Consider the following 15301-nt stretch of genomic DNA (forward strand, 5'->3'; position numbering starts at 1 on the left):
CATGGGTCTTTTGCCTGCATTTTTACCCGCTGATTTGCAGCACGCACTGGCGGGTGTACAACGCCATGTCACGCACTGCGACGGTGCCCAGACAGTCTGGCATGCCTGGGGTGATGCCGACAGGCCGGTGGTGGTCTTGCTGCATGGCGGCAGTGGCAGCTGGACGCATTGGGTGCGCAACATCGCGCCTTTGCAGGGCGCAGGCTGGCGCGTGCTGGTGCCTGACTTGCCGGGCTTTGGCGACTCCGATTTGCCGACAGGCTGCAGCGATGTGGATGGTTTGCCCGTGCATTTGCACGCGGGGCTGCAGCAGCTGAAACCAGCAGGCCCTGTGGCCTTGGTGGGTTTTTCGTTTGGGGGCATGACGGCGGCTTTGTGGCTGGCAGCTTTTCCGCAAGATGCGCAGCAGCTGGTGTTGGTGGGAGCGCCCGGCATGGGCTTCGCGGTGCCTGAGCGCATCCCGCTCAAGGGCTGGCGGCATTTGCCCACCCCCGAGGCGCAGGCCCAGGTGCACCGGCACAACCTGATGGCACTCATGCTGCAAACGCCCGAGGCCCTGGACGATCTGGCGCTGAGCTTGCACACGGCCAATGTGCAGCGCGACCGCATGCCGCGCAGGCGTTTGTCATCGACCGACATCGTGGCGCAAACCTTGCCAAAGTTGCAAGCCCGCGTGAGCGCCATCTATGGCGAACACGACGCCTTGTACCGCGGTCGTTTACCCGAGCTACAGGCGGCCATGCAGGGCTGGTCAACCCATTGGGGGCAGTGGCACACCGTGCCCGGGGCCGGGCATTGGGTGCAGTACGAGGCGGCCGATGCTTTCAATACGGCGCTGCTCAGTCAGTTGATGCCTCTTTGAGATAAAATAATTTATTAATTATTTTAAAAAAACTAGTATGTTATTATTCAAAAATGACATACCAAAAACTCCTGACCCTTAGCGCCGTCTGCGCTGTACTCGCTGGCTGTGCAACGGCTTCTAAAGACGTTCCCACTGCCTATATTTCTCCTATGCAGTATCAAGCCTACGAATGCAGCCAACTGTCTGCAGAATCGACACGCTTGCTGCAGCGTGTTAACCAGCTGGGTGGAAGGTTGGATGAAGCTGCGGCCAATGACAAAGCGATTGCCACTGCGGGCGGCTTGTTGTTCTGGCCAGCTCTTTTCGCATTGGGTGGAACCAAGCAGCAGGAAGCAGAATACGGCCGACTCAAGGGCGAATACGATGCGGTACAACAAGCTGCCGTACAGAAAAAGTGCGAAGGAATAGTGCCGGTAAAGCCTGCAATTTCGTCAGAAATCAAAAACTGATTCAAATCACCTTTAAGGACCGCCATGCTGCGTGAGTTGCATGGCGGTTTTGCTTTATTTGAGCCGTGTTCAAAGCGAGGTTGATGCCTTTCTCTGCACCATTTTCATGGTGACGAACAAGGACTTGTGGGCCAATGACGCCATCGTGGATCATTTGCGGCAAGATGCTGACATTTAATCTGTTGCAAAAGCCACCATGACCACCACTTTGAAAATTGATTTCGTCTCTGACATCGCCTGCCCCTGGTGCGCTGTGGGTTTGGGCTCGCTCGAAAAAGCGCTGGAGCGCTTGCAAGGCGAAGTCAAGGCCGAGCTGCATTTTCAGCCGTTTGAATTGAACCCCCAGATGGGCCCCGGCGGCCAGGACCTGGGCGAGCACTTGACCGAGAAATACGGCTCCACGCCCGAGCAGCAGGCGCAGATCCGTCAGGCCATCGCCGCGCGTGGTGCCGAGGTGGGCTTTGAATTCCATCCCGGTGGCCGTGGCCGCGTGTACAACACCTTCGAGGCGCACCGCTTGCTGCACTGGGCTGAGGGCCAAGGAGATGGCCGTCAGCACGCCCTGAAGAAAGCCTTGTTGCGTGCCTACCAAGGTCGCGCTGAATGTGTCGAAGACCCGGAAGTTTTGTTGGCCGCCGTGGCCGAGGCGGGTCTGGATGTCGAGGCTGCGCGGGCCGTTCTGGCCAGCCAGGACAACGCCTTGGCCGTGCGCGAGCGTGAGCAGTTTTATACCCAGGCCGGCATCCGTTCAGTGCCAGCGGTGATCATCAACGACCGCCATTTGATTTCCGGTGGTCAACCCGTCGAGGTGTTTGAACAAGCCTTGCGCCAGATCGCTGCAGGCCAGGTGTCTTGAGCGCAGGTCAGACCGCCATGCCTCGCACACCGGTTTTGTTTGTTTCGCATGGCTCACCCATGTTTGCGCTCAACCCCGGCACCACAGGGCCTGCTTTGACCGCTTGGGTGCAGGCCCATGCGCCAACGCAAGCCTTGAAGGGCATCGTGATCATGTCGCCGCACTGGATGACGCGGGGCATTGGCGTCATGACGACGCCTGAGCCCGAGACTTGGCACGACTTTGGCGGTTTCCCGGATGCGCTGTACCAGCTGCAATACCCGGCCAAGGGCGATCCCGCCTTGGCACGCCAGGTGCTGGATTTGCTGCAGGCCGCCGACTTGCCCTGCGGCGAAGACCCCGAGCGCCCTTATGACCACGGCGCCTGGATTCCCTTGCGCCAGATGTACCCCGATGCCATGGTGCCTGTGGTGCAGGTGTCTTTGCCCGCCTATGTGCCCACCTCGGAAATTTACGCCATCGGTCAGGCCCTGGCGCCACTGCGTGAGCAAGGCATCTTGCTGATCGGCTCGGGCAGCATGACGCACAACCTGCGCGAGCTGCGGCGCGAAGACGGCCCGACCGAGCCTTATGTGACCGACTTTTGCGCTTGGGTGGAGCACACCTTGCACAGCTGCGATCTGAGCGCCATGCTGGACTACCGCGCCCGAGCGCCGGGTGCTGCGCGTGCGCACCCCACGGACGAGCACTTCCTGCCGATCTACTTTGCTTTGGGGGCTGCGGGCTGGGGGCAAAGCCCCGAGGTTTTGCCGCAGTACATCAGCCACGAGGTGATTTACGGATCGCTGTCGATGGATGCTTTCAGTCTGGAGGGATCGCATGCTTGACCGTCGTCAATGGCTGCAGTGGGCCGCAGGTGGCGCTGCCACGGTGTCTGCCCGCTGGGCAGCTGCCCAGACGCCACCTTCTGAGCTTGCCGAGCTTTGGCGCCGGTCGCGCGGGGTGGTGATGCTCCGCCACGCCAGCACCGAGCCCGGCGTGGGCGATCCGCCGGGTTTCACTTTGGGGCAGTGCAGCACCCAGCGCAACTTGAGCGCGCAGGGGCGTGCGCAGTCGCAGGCCATGGGCCGCTGGATGGTGCAGCAGCAACTGCGCCCGGATGCTGTGCTCAGCAGCCAGTGGTGCCGCTGCCGGGACACGGCACAGCTGGCGTTCGGGCGGGCCGAAGATTGGCCTGCGTTGAATTCCACTTTTGCTGGGCAGGGTGAAGCGGCCGCTCAGGAAGAGGCCATGCGGACGCGGCTGCGCCAGATGCCCGATTCCCGCATGGAGGTCTGGGTGACCCACCAAGTCAACATGACCGCCTTGACCGGGGCCTATCCCGACTTGGGTGAAGCCTTTTTGCTGGACCGGCAAGGCCGTTTGCTGGCCCGTGGGCGGATGGCGGCATGAACGATCAGCCCTAGTTGTTTGACGGTGTATTTCGATGGCTCATGCCCGCTGTGTCGGCGCGAGATCGCCATGTACCGCCGCTTGCCCGAGGCCACGGCCATCGCTTGGGTGGACGTGAGTGCCGGAAAAGGCTTGGGCGGCGCGCTCAGCTGCGCGGCGGCCATGGCCCGCTTTCATGTGCGTGACCCCCAAGGACGCTTGTTCAGCGGTGCAGCCGCGTTCTCGCGCATGTGGCGGGTCTTCCCGGGCTGGCGATGGCTGGGCTATGTGTCGGCTTGGCCACCCATGTCCTGGGTTTTCGAGCTGGCTTACCGTTTGTTCTTGCCTTTGCGCCCGAGCTTGCAAAAGTGGGTTCGGCAATGGTCGGGGGAGGGGCGTTTGTGAGCTGCAGCAACCGTTTTTCCAAAGTGGGCACCCTGGTCGCTCTTGCCGCTTTGTGGGTCATGCACACCGCACTGGCGCAGGCCCAGGTGGGCGACAAGGTGGTGCTGCCATTTTTGACCATTGACCGCACGGAGGTCACCATCGCTCAATTTGAGCGTTATGTGCGGGCCACGGGCACCGTCACAAGGGCCGAAAAAGAAGGCGGTGGGTTTGAATACGGTGCAGGTTGGGAGCGCCGCCCGGGCTGGTCATGGCGCAAGCCAGATGGTGTGCCAGCGCGCAGCGACATGCCCGCTGTGCATTTGGATTTTGCCGAGGCCCAGGCTTATTGCCGTTGGGCGGGGGGCCGATTGCCGACGGGCGCTGAATGGCAAAAAGCCGGTTTCACCGAGTCACGCGATGCGCCGCCTGCGCCTTGGCTCCAGGGCCGCACTTACCCTTGGACCACGGGTGACAGCCCGCAAGGGGCCAACACCAGTGACACTGACCCGTGGCCCCGCGCAGCGCCTGCGGGCGCCACGCGCGCAGGGGTCAACGGTTTGTTCGACATGGGCGCCAATGTGTGGGAGTGGACCACCGACACGCAGGGCCCCGCCCGCAGAACGGTGGGCGGCTCCTGGTGGTACGGGTCTTTCAACATGAAGGCCGATGTGGTGGCGTTCAAGCCGGCAGATTTTTACGCGGTGTACATCGGCTTTCGCTGTGTGTACGACCACCAAGCTCCAGCGCCCGGCAAGGACAAGGCGCAGCCATGATGCAGTCTTTGTCTCAAGGCTATCGGGCCCTGGTGTTGGGGGCGAGCGGTGCCATCGGTGGGGCTTTGGTGAACCAGCTGGGGTCAGATCCGCGCTGCCAGCAAGTGCATGCGCTGTCTCGGCAAAGCGATCCGGCATTCGATCTGTTGAACGAGGACAGCATGGCGGTTTGTGCGGCCGCGCTGGCGCACTTGGGGCCGTTTCATTTGGTCATCGATGCCACGGGTGCTTTGATGATCGATGGCCGGGGGCCTGAAAAACGCTTGGACGAGCTGAATGCAGATCATCTGCTGCGGGCCATGCAGCTCAATGCGGTGGGCCCGGCTTTGTTGCTCAAGCATTTCAGTCCCTTGCTGGCTTCGGGCGAACGTGTCATCTGGGCCAAGCTGTCGGCGCGTGTGGGCAGCATCGAAGACAACCGCAAGGGCGGATGGTACGGCTACCGCGCAGCCAAGGCGGCACTGAACATGCTGCTGCAAACGGCGGCCATCGAGATCAGCCGTCGCAGGCCTTTGGCTGTGGTGGCCGCTTTGCAGCCTGGCACGGTGCGTTCGACCTTGAGCCAGCCCTTTGTGGGTGACGATGCGCTGGCGCCCGAGGTCTCGGCCGAGCGTTTGCTGGCGGTGCTCGATGGCTTGCAGTCCAACGGCCGGGCGCAGTTTGTGGATCACCAAGGGCAGACCATTCCCTGGTGAATCGAGGGTGCCAAGTTACCCCCGTGCACTGTGCGTCAAGCTGTGGATAAACCCATGAACAAGCGCTGAAACCCGCATGCCCGTTGGCTCAGCGGAGCATGCCCAATGTTTAAGCAGGTTCACCCAAGCGCTTTGGCGATCTTGTGGCGCGGCACGGTGGTCTTGGGGCACTGGCCCTTGGGCAAGTCAAACCACTGCCGCACATCGGCTTCTACGCCCACCCCGTGCATGAAGTTGTAAATGGCTTTTTTCAGGCCTTGGCCCAAGAGGTCGTGGTCTACGCCTGGCGGCATGGGGGTCGGGTCGACAAAGCCCACATCGTTTTTGGCAAAGGTGCCTTCGGGCAGGGGCAGCAGTTTCACGCCGTAGGTTTCGGGATTCAGCCCCACGGGCGAATGCACGGTGCAGACAAAGCGGTGGAAAAAGCCGCTGTGGATGCAGCCGTTTTCAAACAGCTGGCGCACGTATTCGAGCGCGTCCACCGTGTCCTGCACGGTCTGCGTGGGAAAGCCGTACATCAGGTAGGCATGCACCAGCACACCCGCGTCGGCAAAGCCTTTGGTCACCTGCGCCACTTGTTCGACCGAGACGCCTTTTTTCATCAGGCCCAGCAAGCGGTCGGAGGCGACTTCGAGCCCGCCCGACATGGCAATGCAGCCGCTTTGCGCCAGCAACTCGCACAGCTCGGGGGTGAAGGTTTTCTCGAAGCGGATGTTGCCCCACCAAGAGATTTGCACGCCTCGGCGCAGCAGCTCTTCGGCCAGGGCCTTGAGGGCTTTGGGTGGTGCGGCTTCGTCCACAAAGTGAAAACCGGTCTGGCCGGTTTCGGCCACGATTTGCTCGATGCGGTCCACCAGGGTGCTGGCCTGCGCGGTTTCGTAGCGGCTGATGTAGTCCAGGCTCACGTCGCAAAAGCTGCATTTCTTCCAGTAGCAGCCGTGCGCCACGGTGAGTTTGTTCCAGCGCCCGTCGCTCCACAGCCGGTTCATGGGGTTGAGCATGTCGAGCAGCGACAAATACTTGTGCAGCGGCAGGCCGTCCCAGGTGGGCGTGCCCACGTCTTCAAAAGCGATGTCGGGCTCTTGCAGGTTGATGTACTGCACTTGGCCTGCATCGTTTCGGATGAAAGTTCGCTGCAATCTTTGCAAGCTGCGCTGGCCTTGCAGGTGCTCGATCAGGCTCAGCAGCGGGCGTTCGCCACCGTCCAGCGTGACGTAGTCCACATGGTCGAACACCCGCGCGTCTTTCAGCTCGCGCAGCTCGGTGTTCACAAAGCCGCCGCCCAGGGCAATGCGGATGTGCGGGTGCGAGCGCTTGATGCATTGGGCGATGCGAAATGCCGCATAGACCGAGCCGGGGAAAGGCACAGACAGCAACACCAGCGTGGGCTGCTGGCGCTCAACGGCCTGCAAGGCCAAGCGCTCCAGCGTGGTGTCGATCAAGTTAGGCGGCTCGGCCAATGCTTCGGCCAGCGCATCAAAGCTGGGCTGGCTCGCGGCCAAGCGCTCGGCATAGCGCACGAACTCAAAACCTTCATCCACCGCATCGCGCAACACATCGGCCAGGTCGTTCAGGTACAGCGTGGCCAAGTGCCGTGCGCGGTCGGTCTGGCCCAGGGCGCCAAAAGCCCAGCCAATCGGGTCGCCCGTGCCATCGTCTTCGTAGGCGTCGAGCGCCGCAAAGCGCGGACCTTCGGGCAAAAAGCCCCGGCCTGCGATGCGGTGGCTCAGGGTGCTGTCGCGGCCCTGCAAAAAGGCGATCACCGGGTCGATGCTGACCGCGTAGTCCTTGAAGTGGTCGAGGAAAAAGTTCACCGGGCCCGAGCGGTCTTCGATGGGCAAAGCCAGGGCTGCGTCGCGCAGGTCGGTCAGCCCTTTTTTGTTCAGCAAGGCCAGCACCGTGGCCAGGGCCAGGTCAACTTGTGCCGCATCGAAACCCCGCGAACGCAAAAAACCCGTCAGGTAAGCCGTGGACGGGTAGGGAGTGTTGAGCTGCGTCATCGGCGGGATGAGGCTGAGCACTTTGAACGGGGCGGGGCTGAACATGAAGGGGCCTGGGGCGGATCGGATGGGTGATTATCGGTGTTCAGGCTCAAGGCCTTAACATCGGGGCCATTCGACGCTGGCACGGATGCGCCTTGCCAAGCCCCAGTCCGTGATGTGAGTTCCCCTTGACTGAATCCTCTGCCCCCAATGCTTTGCCTCTGACGGATTTTTCGGGTTTGGCCCTGCGTGCGCCTGACCATGCCAAGCTCAGCCCGGTCCAAAAACGCTTCAACGAACTGCTGGCCAGGATCGAAGTCCTGACCCATCAGGTGCAGCGCCTTCAGGCTTGGTCGGATCGGCACCGGCATGCGCATGTGCAGGCCCTGTACACCGCCGCGCAACAGGCGCGAGAGTTGCGAAAAAGTTTGCTGCTGTTTTTGCACGAGCAATTGCACAGCGCCGATCTGACCGCTCAGCAGCAACGCATGGCTCGCAACAAGCTGCGCAGTTTGATGGACCTGTTGTCACCGCTGGCCGACCCGCAAGTGCAGGCGCTGGCCGATTTGTATGCCGACGACGAAGTCGATCAGGAAGAAGCGCAGGAGCTGGCCGAGGCCGCTGAGCGTGTGCGCGCCAAGATCGAGGCGGCGCTGGGTCAGCCCATCGACAACCCCAGCCAATACCGCACGCCCGAAGCCATGGTGGCCGCGGGCATGCGCCAGTGGCAGCGCCAACAAGAAGCCGACGACGATCGCAAGGCCGCCAAGCGTGCTGCGCGCAAAGCCAAAAACAAACCGGTGGCCGAAAAAGCCGAGGTGCAGCAAACCGATGCCAAAACCGCTTTGCGCACCATATATCGGCAGTTGGCCAGTGCCTTGCACCCGGACCGTGAGCCCGACGAACAAGAGCGCCAACGCAAAACCATTTGGATGAGCGAGGTCAATGCCGCGTATGAAAAAGCCGACCTGAGCACCTTGATGCGTTTGCAAATGCAGGTCACGCAGGTGGACCCACAGGCCAGTGCGCGCATGGCCGATGACAAGCTCCAGGCCATGTGCCTCTTGCTCAAGGAGCAGGTGTCGGCTTTGGAGGACGATTTGGACCAGATGCAGTTTCGTCTGTCACGCGAGCTGTGTATTCCGGTGCGCGCCGATGCCGATGAGGCTGCGATGACCCAGGCGCTGCAGCGCATGCAAGCCGATCAACGTCACGAAGTGGAAAGTCTGGAATCCGATTTGAGGCGGATTGCCCACGAAGCCGAGCTCAAACGCTGGCTCAAAGAGCAGGCGCAGCTGGCCAAAGAAAAAGCCCGCCAGGAACCTGCGGGCTGGTGGGATTGAGCGACGGCCCAGGCATCGCCTTGGGCGCGCCTGATCAGATGATTTTTTGGTAGGCCGCTTCGTCCAGCAGGCTGTCCAGATCGACCAAGTTGGTCAGGCGGGCCTTGAAGAACCACCCTTGGCCCAGTGGGTCCGAGTTGGCCAGCGAAGGATCGGCGCGCAAGGCCTCGTTGACCTCGATGATTTCGCCGCCAGCGGGCATGTGCACGTCTGCGGCGGCCTTGACCGACTCGACCACACCAGCCACGGCCTTGGCGTCAAAAGTGGCACCGATGGCTGGCAGGTCCACGAAAACAATGTCCCCCAGGGTGTCTTGCGCATGGACGGTGATGCCCATGACGGCGATGTCGCCATCGCGTTTCAACCAGGTGTGTTCGTCTGAAAAAAGGAATGACATGAGCGACTCGAATGGGGCTTGAAATCAAGAAACGCCCCGAAGGGCGTTTCGTTTTTTCGATTATAGGCAGTCTTACTTGAAGCCCATCACATGCGGCAACCAATTGGACAAGGCAGGCACAAAGGTCAGCAAGACCAGCACAACGCCATGCGCCCAGAGGAAGGGCTTGAGCTCGCGGGTCAGGTCATTCAGGGGCACCTTGGACACATTTGAGGTGACAAAGAGCAAGCCCCCTACAGGCGGGGTGATCATGCCCAGCGTGAGGTTGTAGATCACCACCATCGCGAAGTGGATCGGATCAATGCCCAGCTTGGCCGCCACGGGCGCCAGAATCGGCACCAGCACCATCACGCCCGGCAGGGGTTCGATGAAGATGCCAAAGATCAGCAGGAAGATGTTGATGACGATCAGGAAGCCCCAGACGCTCAGGTTCATGCCGGAGATCCAATTGGCCACGGTTTGCGGCATGCCTTCGATGGTCAAGATCCAGGCAAACGAGGCCGATGTGCCAATGATCAACAGCACCGATGCGGTCAAAAGCGCGGAGCGCGACAGAATGTCCGGCACAGCCTTCCACTCCAGCGTGCGGTACACGTATTTGCCGCAGATCAGCGCATAGAACACGGCCACCACCGACGCTTCTGTGGGGGTGAACCAGCCGGCGCGCATGCCGCCCAAAATCAGCACGGGCAGCAAGATGGCGGGCAGAGCCTTCCAGGTGGTCGCCAAAATCTCAGCCCCTGTGGGCAATTGGCCGTCACCCTTGTAATTGCGTTGCTTGGAAACGTAAAAGTTGACAAGGCACATGGCTGCTGCGATCAGCAAGCCTGGAATCAAACCCGCAATGAACAGGGCGCCCACCGAGACGTTGTCGTCGGCCAGGGCGTAAATGATCATGATGATCGATGGCGGGATGATCGGGCCCACGATGGCGGTGGACGCCGTGAGCGCGGCGGCGTAGGGTCGGCCGTATCCTGCCTTGTCCATCATGCGGATCAGCATGGAGCCCGGGCCTGCAGCGTCGGCCAATGCCGAGCCTGAAATGCCCGAGAAGAAGGTCAGCGAAACCACGTTGGTGTAACCCAGACCGCCGCGCTTGTGACCCACAAACTGACCAGCGAACTTGAGTAGCACCTCGGTCAGAGAGCCGCCGCTCATCAGCTCGGCAGCCAGAATGAAGAAGGGGACGGCCATGAGCGGGAAGCTGTCCACACCAGTGAAGGTCTCTTTGAGCAGGGCCAGCATGGGGTACGCATCGGACAGCACCAGCGCGGTCACGGTGGACAGGCCCAGCGCAAAGGCCACTGGCACACCAATGGCCAGGTAAATGCAGGCGGAAATCAAGAGAATCAGGCTGGCGCTCATAGGGATGCACTCGCGGTGGCGTCAAAGTGGGCATCGCTCGCGAATTCACGGCGGGCGATGTAGCTGCGCACGATCAGCAGCCAATGGATCAAGGTCATGCCCATGCCCAGTGGCAGGGCCAGGTAAACCCAGGCAAAAGAGATCTGCGTGGCAGGGGTGATTTGGTATTGGGTGCGGTCCATGTATTGGATACCGAACCAGATGGAAAACACGCAAAAAGCGGTCACCAGCAAAGCGATCAGCACGCGCAGCATTTGCGCAGCTTTGGTAGGCATGCCGTCTTGCAAGTTGTCGATGGCGATGTGACCGCCGTAACGCAAGACCGGGCCGCAGCCGATGAAGGTCAACCAGATCATCATGTGGCGGGCTACTTCTTCGGCCCATTCAATCGACTGGCTGGTGGTGTAGCGCAGCACCACGTTGGTGAAAATGATCACCGACATGGCTGCCAGAATCAGGATCAGTGCCCAGCGGTTGAATGCCAGAAAATAGTCTTCGAATTTTTTCATCACGTACCGGCCTTTCAAAGACCATCACCCATCAAAAAGGCCTGTGCCACCTTTGGCAGCACAGGCCCAAATACCCGCAAGAGTTTGTTCAGCGAATTTCCTGGATCTTGCGGATGTTATCAGCACCAAACTCTTTCGAGTATGAGGCATAAGCAGGCACCAGAGCATCGCGGAAGGCTTGGCCGTCCACTTTGCGCACAACAGTCATGCCGTCTTTTTCCAGCTGGGCGATGCCGTTGTTTTCATCTTCGTTGACTTTCTTGCGTTGGGCCACTTTGGCTTTTTGCGCTGCGTCGTAGAAGACCTTTTTGTCTGCATCGCTGAGCTTGTTCATCAAGCGGGGCGATGTGATCAAGAGGCCTGGCGAGTACACGTGCCCTGTCAAGGAGAGGTGTTTTTGCACTTGTGAGAATTTGGAAGCCAGGATCACGGGGATGGGGTTTTCCTGACCATCTACAGTACCTTGCTGCAAAGCGCCGAACACTTCAGGGAAGGCCATGGGCGTTGGCTGGATACCGAAGGTTTTGTAGCCGTCCATGTGCACCTTGTTTTCCATGGTGCGCATCTTCAGGCCCGATGCATCAGCGGGCTTGACGATGGGGCGCTTGCTGTTGGTCATGTGGCGAAAACCATTTTCGGTCCAGGCCAGAGCGATCAAGCCTTTGGAGGGGAACTTGGTCAGGATGTCTTGGCCAATGGGGCCGTCCATGACTTTGCGGGCGTGGTCATAGTCACGGAACAGGAAGGGGATGTCCACGATCTTGACTTCGGGCACGAAGTTGCCGACAGGGCCGGTGGAGGTATTGACCAGATCCAGTGTGCCCAGTTGGACAGCTTCGATCATTTCACGCTCGCCACCCAGCGAACCGCTGGGGAATTGCTGGCACTTGTAGCGACCTTGCGTGCCTTTTTCAATGTCGTCGCAAAAGACCGTGGAGCCCACGGCATAGTGGGACGTTGCCGATGTGGCATAGCCCAGTTTGAGGACTGTTTGTGCAGAAGCGGCGCTCATCAGACCGAGAGCCATGCCCATGCCGATGGCCAATTTGTTCAGTTTCATTGAATGTCTCCAGTTGAAGGGGTGATGCAGTCGAGAAAACTCAACTTGTCATACAACTTTGATTATGGCGACAAGCGGGACAAGGCCAATAAGGGTTTTCTCTTGGTGTGATGCCAAGGTGACGCCCAAGTGGCCCTGCAGGCAAAAAAAAGGAGGCCACGAGGGCCTCCTGGGTTCAATCGAGCCGCATCACATGCCCGAATAGTTCGGTCCGCCGCCACCTTCAGGTGTCACCCACACAATGTTTTGCGTGGGGTCCTTGATGTCGCAAGTCTTGCAGTGCACGCAGTTTTGCGCGTTGATCTGCAGGCGGTCGCTGTTGTCTTCGTTCTTGACGAATTCGTAGACGCCGGCCGGGCAGTAGCGGCTCTCGGGGCCACCGAACTTGGCCAGGTTGATGCTCACGGGCACCGAGGCGTCTTTGAGCGTCAGGTGCGCCGGCTGGTTTTCTTCATGGTTGGTGTTGCTGATGAACACGCTGGAGAGGCGGTCAAAGGTCAGCTTGCCGTCTGGCTTGGGGTAGTCGATCTTGGGGCAATCGGCCGCAGGCTTCAGGTAAGTGTGGTCGGCCTTGTCGCGGCGCAGCGTCCACGGAATGTGGCCGCGCAGCACGAACTGCTCAAAGCCGTTCATCAACGTGGCGACCGTCAGGCCCTTCTTGAACCAAGTCTTGAAGTTGCGCGACTTGTTGAGTTCGGTGTGCAACCAGCTGGCTTCAAAGGCCTCGGGGTAGGCAGTCAGCTCGTCGTGCTGACGGCCTGCCAGCAGCGCGTCGTAGGCAGCTTCGGCGGCCAGCATGCCGGTCTTGATGGCGGCGTGGCTGCCCTTGATGCGGCTGACGTTCAGATAACCGGCATCGCAGCCGACCAGCGCACCACCCGGGAACACAGTCTTGGGCAGGCTCATCAGGCCGCCTGCGGTGATGGCGCGTGCGCCGTAGCCGATGCGCTTGGCGTTGACTTCGCCATTGTCGTTGGTGAAGTACCACTTGATGTTGTTATGGGTCTTCCAGCGCTGGAATTCCTCGAAGGGGCTCAGCCAGGGGTTGGCATAGTCCAGACCCACCACGTAACCGATGGCGATCTTGTTGTCTTCCATGTGGTACATGAACGCGCCGCCGTAGGTGTCGTTGTTCATGGGCCATCCGGCGGTGTGCATCACAAAGCCGGGCGTGTGGCGTGAGGGGTCGATTTCCCAGACTTCCTTGATGCCGATGCCGTAGGTCTGCGGATCGCGGCCTTCGTCGAGTTTGAACTTGGCGATCAGCTGCTTGCCCAAGTGGCCGCGTGCGCCTTCGGCGAACACGGTGTATTTGCCGTGCAGTTCCATGCCCAGCTGGAAGTTTTCGGTCGGTTCGCCGTCTTTGCCCACACCCATGTTGCCGGTGGCCACGCCTTTGACGGAACCGTCGTCGTTGTAGAGCACTTCCGCGGCGGTGAAGCCAGGGAAGATTTCCACGCCGAGGTTTTCCGCCTGCTGGGCCAGCCAGCGCGTGAAGTTGCTCAGGCTGATGATGTAGTTGCCGTGGTTTTGCGCGCATTCGGGCAAGAAGATGCCAGGGGTGCGTGTGGCGCCGGTCTCGGACAAGAAGCTCCAGGCGTCGTCGATCACGGGCTGGTTGAGCGGGGCGCCCAGTTCTTTCCAGTTGGGAAAGAGTTCGGTCAGGGCCTTGGGGTCCATGATGGCGCCCGACAGGATGTGCGCGCCAGGCTCACCGCCTTTTTCCAGCACCACCACCGAGACGTCCTGGCCTTTTTCGGCGGCCAGTTGTTTCAGGCGAATTGCAGTGGACAGGCCGCCAGGGCCGCCGCCGACCACGACCACGTCGTATTCCATGGATTCGCGGGGACCGTAAGTGCTCAAAATTTCTTCGGGGCTCATGAACGTCTCTTGATGAAGTTGTGAATGCAGATGCCCGACGGTCTGTCGGGCGAGTGACTCATTTTATGCGGCTATAGCGCCGTTCCCCCGCACAATGGCGTCACCTGTGGTTTCCACTGAATTGTGCACATTGAAGGAGTTGTCATGGCGTATGAAATCGATTTGTCCGGCCGCGTGGCCTTGGTGACGGGCGCATCCAGCGGTTTGGGCGCCCAGTTTGCCAAAACCCTGGCTGCAGCCGGTGCGGGCGTGGTGCTGGCCAGCCGCCGGGTGGACAAGCTCAAGGATTTGCGCGCCGAGATCGAGGCCGCAGGCGGCAACGCCCATGTGGTGGCGATGGACGTGACCGACAAACACAGCATTGCCGCCGCTGTGGCGCATGCCGAGACCGAGATGGGCAGCATCGACATTCTCGTCAACAACTCGGGCGTGAGCACGACCCAACGCATTCAGGACGTGAGCGAGGAAGATTACGACTTCGTCATGGACACCAATGTGCGCGGTGCGTTCTTTGTGGCGCAAGAGGTGGGTAAACGCATGCTGGCCCGCGCCAAAGGCGCAGCGCCGGGCAGCTTCACGGGCGGGCGCATCATCAACATCGCCTCGATGGCGGGCCTCAAGGTCTTGCCGCAAATCGGCGTGTACTGCATGAGCAAGGCGGCCGTGATCCAGATGACCAAGGCCTTTGCGGTGGAGTGGGGTCGTTTTGGCATCAACGTCAACGCGATTTGCCCCGGTTACATCGACACCGAGATCAACCACCACCACTGGGAAACCGAACAGGGTCAAAAGCTGATCAGCATGCTGCCGCGCAAACGCGTGGGCCAACCGCAAGACTTGGATGCCTTGCTGGTGATGCTCGCAAGCGACCAGAGCCATTTCATCAACGGCGCCGTGATCTCGGCCGATGATGGCTTCGCGGTCTGAGGAGTCGCGCCATGAAATTTGAATTGCCAGAGCACAAAAAACTTGTGCACCAGATGGTGATCCCCATCCGCTGGGGCGACATGGACGCGATGGGCCATGTCAACAACACGGTGTATTTCCGCTACCTGGAAACCATCCGCATCGACTGGTTTGAGGCGATCGGCTGTCAGGTCAACCCGCAAGGGCAGGGGCCCGTGATCGTGAACGCGTTTTGCAATTTCTACAAACAGTTCGAGTACCCCGGCGACATTCTGGCCAAGATGTATGTGAGCGATCCCGGTCGCACCACCTTTGAAAGCTGGTGCACCTTGGAGCGCACCGATCAAGCGGGCGTGGTGTTTGCGGCAGGCGGGGCCACCACGATCTGGGTGGATTTCCCTCAGCAAAAATCGGTGACTTTGCCCGACTGGGTCAAGGCCTTGGTCACGCCTTGAGGCGCTG

17 protein-coding genes are annotated in these 15301 nt (G+C 60.5%); 11 read left to right on the forward strand and 6 right to left on the reverse strand.

What is annotated here, in order from left to right:
* Position 1 precedes the first annotated feature (1 nt).
* The 8 genes from Q1W40_RS14155 (at position 2) to Q1W40_RS14190 (ending at position 5396) form a co-directional block, all read left to right on the forward strand.
* Positions 2–862: an alpha/beta fold hydrolase gene (locus tag Q1W40_RS14155; protein ID WP_300713301.1), complete on the forward strand. Its 861-nt coding sequence runs from the start codon at positions 2–4 to the stop codon at positions 860–862.
* Between the two features lie 152 nt (positions 863–1014).
* On the forward strand, positions 1015–1314 hold the full coding sequence (locus Q1W40_RS14160) for a hypothetical protein (protein WP_300713166.1): 300 nt from the start codon (positions 1015–1017) through the stop codon (positions 1312–1314).
* Positions 1315–1510: 196 nt separating this feature from the next.
* The gene (locus Q1W40_RS14165; RefSeq protein WP_300713168.1) at positions 1511–2170 is read left to right on the forward strand and encodes a DsbA family oxidoreductase; all 660 of its coding nucleotides are present in this window, start codon (positions 1511–1513) and stop codon (positions 2168–2170) included.
* 17 nt (positions 2171–2187) lie between these two features.
* Positions 2188–2997, forward strand: a complete 810-nt coding sequence (locus Q1W40_RS14170; protein ID WP_300713170.1) for a class III extradiol ring-cleavage dioxygenase — start codon at positions 2188–2190, stop codon at positions 2995–2997.
* The gene (locus Q1W40_RS14175) at positions 2990–3562 is read left to right on the forward strand and encodes a histidine phosphatase family protein (protein ID WP_300713172.1); all 573 of its coding nucleotides are present in this window, start codon (positions 2990–2992) and stop codon (positions 3560–3562) included. The genes Q1W40_RS14170 and Q1W40_RS14175 overlap by 8 nt, the downstream gene beginning before the upstream one ends.
* 24 nt (positions 3563–3586) lie before the next feature.
* On the forward strand, positions 3587–3946 hold the full coding sequence (locus tag Q1W40_RS14180) for a thiol-disulfide oxidoreductase DCC family protein (protein WP_300713303.1): 360 nt from the start codon (positions 3587–3589) through the stop codon (positions 3944–3946).
* Complete coding sequence (locus Q1W40_RS14185) at positions 3943–4701, forward strand: SUMF1/EgtB/PvdO family nonheme iron enzyme (RefSeq protein ID WP_300713174.1); 759 nt, start codon at positions 3943–3945, stop codon at positions 4699–4701. Before Q1W40_RS14180 ends, Q1W40_RS14185 begins: the two co-directional genes overlap by 4 nt.
* Positions 4698–5396, forward strand: a complete 699-nt coding sequence (locus tag Q1W40_RS14190) for an SDR family NAD(P)-dependent oxidoreductase (protein WP_315168516.1) — start codon at positions 4698–4700, stop codon at positions 5394–5396. The genes Q1W40_RS14185 and Q1W40_RS14190 overlap by 4 nt, the downstream gene beginning before the upstream one ends.
* 119 nt (positions 5397–5515) lie before the next feature.
* On the opposite strand, the gene Q1W40_RS14195 is transcribed toward Q1W40_RS14190, so the two are convergent.
* Positions 5516–7441 carry a radical SAM protein gene (locus Q1W40_RS14195; RefSeq protein ID WP_300713176.1) on the reverse strand — a complete coding sequence of 642 codons (1926 nt, stop codon included), beginning with the start codon at positions 7439–7441 and terminating at the stop codon, positions 5516–5518.
* Between the two features lie 125 nt (positions 7442–7566).
* Here Q1W40_RS14195 and Q1W40_RS14200 point away from each other — a divergent pair, with 125 nt between their 5' ends.
* Positions 7567–8721, forward strand: coding sequence for a hypothetical protein (locus Q1W40_RS14200; RefSeq protein WP_300713179.1), 1155 nt, complete (start codon positions 7567–7569; stop codon positions 8719–8721).
* A gap of 34 nt (positions 8722–8755) precedes the next feature.
* On the opposite strand, the gene gcvH is transcribed toward Q1W40_RS14200, so the two are convergent.
* The 5 genes from gcvH to Q1W40_RS14225 form a co-directional block, all read right to left on the reverse strand.
* Complete coding sequence (gene gcvH, locus Q1W40_RS14205) at positions 8756–9118, reverse strand: glycine cleavage system protein GcvH (RefSeq protein ID WP_300713181.1); 363 nt, start codon at positions 9116–9118, stop codon at positions 8756–8758.
* Positions 9119–9190: 72 nt separating this feature from the next.
* Positions 9191–10483 (reverse strand): TRAP transporter large permease, encoded by a 1293-nt coding sequence (locus Q1W40_RS14210; RefSeq protein ID WP_108322501.1) that lies wholly within the window; start codon positions 10481–10483, stop codon positions 9191–9193.
* Complete coding sequence (locus Q1W40_RS14215; RefSeq protein WP_300713183.1) at positions 10480–10992, reverse strand: TRAP transporter small permease; 513 nt, start codon at positions 10990–10992, stop codon at positions 10480–10482. Before Q1W40_RS14215 ends, Q1W40_RS14210 begins: the two co-directional genes overlap by 4 nt.
* A gap of 88 nt (positions 10993–11080) precedes the next feature.
* A complete protein-coding gene (locus Q1W40_RS14220) occupies positions 11081–12052 on the reverse strand; it encodes a TRAP transporter substrate-binding protein (protein ID WP_108322503.1) in 972 nt (323 codons plus the stop codon).
* 189 nt (positions 12053–12241) lie between these two features.
* On the reverse strand, positions 12242–13933 hold the full coding sequence (locus Q1W40_RS14225; protein WP_300713185.1) for an electron transfer flavoprotein-ubiquinone oxidoreductase: 1692 nt from the start codon (positions 13931–13933) through the stop codon (positions 12242–12244).
* A gap of 144 nt (positions 13934–14077) precedes the next feature.
* Between Q1W40_RS14225 and Q1W40_RS14230 the strand changes: the two genes are divergently transcribed.
* The gene (locus Q1W40_RS14230) at positions 14078–14860 is read left to right on the forward strand and encodes an SDR family oxidoreductase (protein WP_300713187.1); all 783 of its coding nucleotides are present in this window, start codon (positions 14078–14080) and stop codon (positions 14858–14860) included.
* A gap of 11 nt (positions 14861–14871) precedes the next feature.
* The gene (locus Q1W40_RS14235; RefSeq protein WP_108322506.1) at positions 14872–15294 is read left to right on the forward strand and encodes an acyl-CoA thioesterase; all 423 of its coding nucleotides are present in this window, start codon (positions 14872–14874) and stop codon (positions 15292–15294) included.
* Positions 15295–15301 lie beyond the last annotated feature (7 nt).

It is taken from the genome of Limnohabitans sp., from assembly GCF_030158565.1.
In the GTDB taxonomy this organism is placed as follows: domain Bacteria; phylum Pseudomonadota; class Gammaproteobacteria; order Burkholderiales; family Burkholderiaceae_C; genus Limnohabitans_A.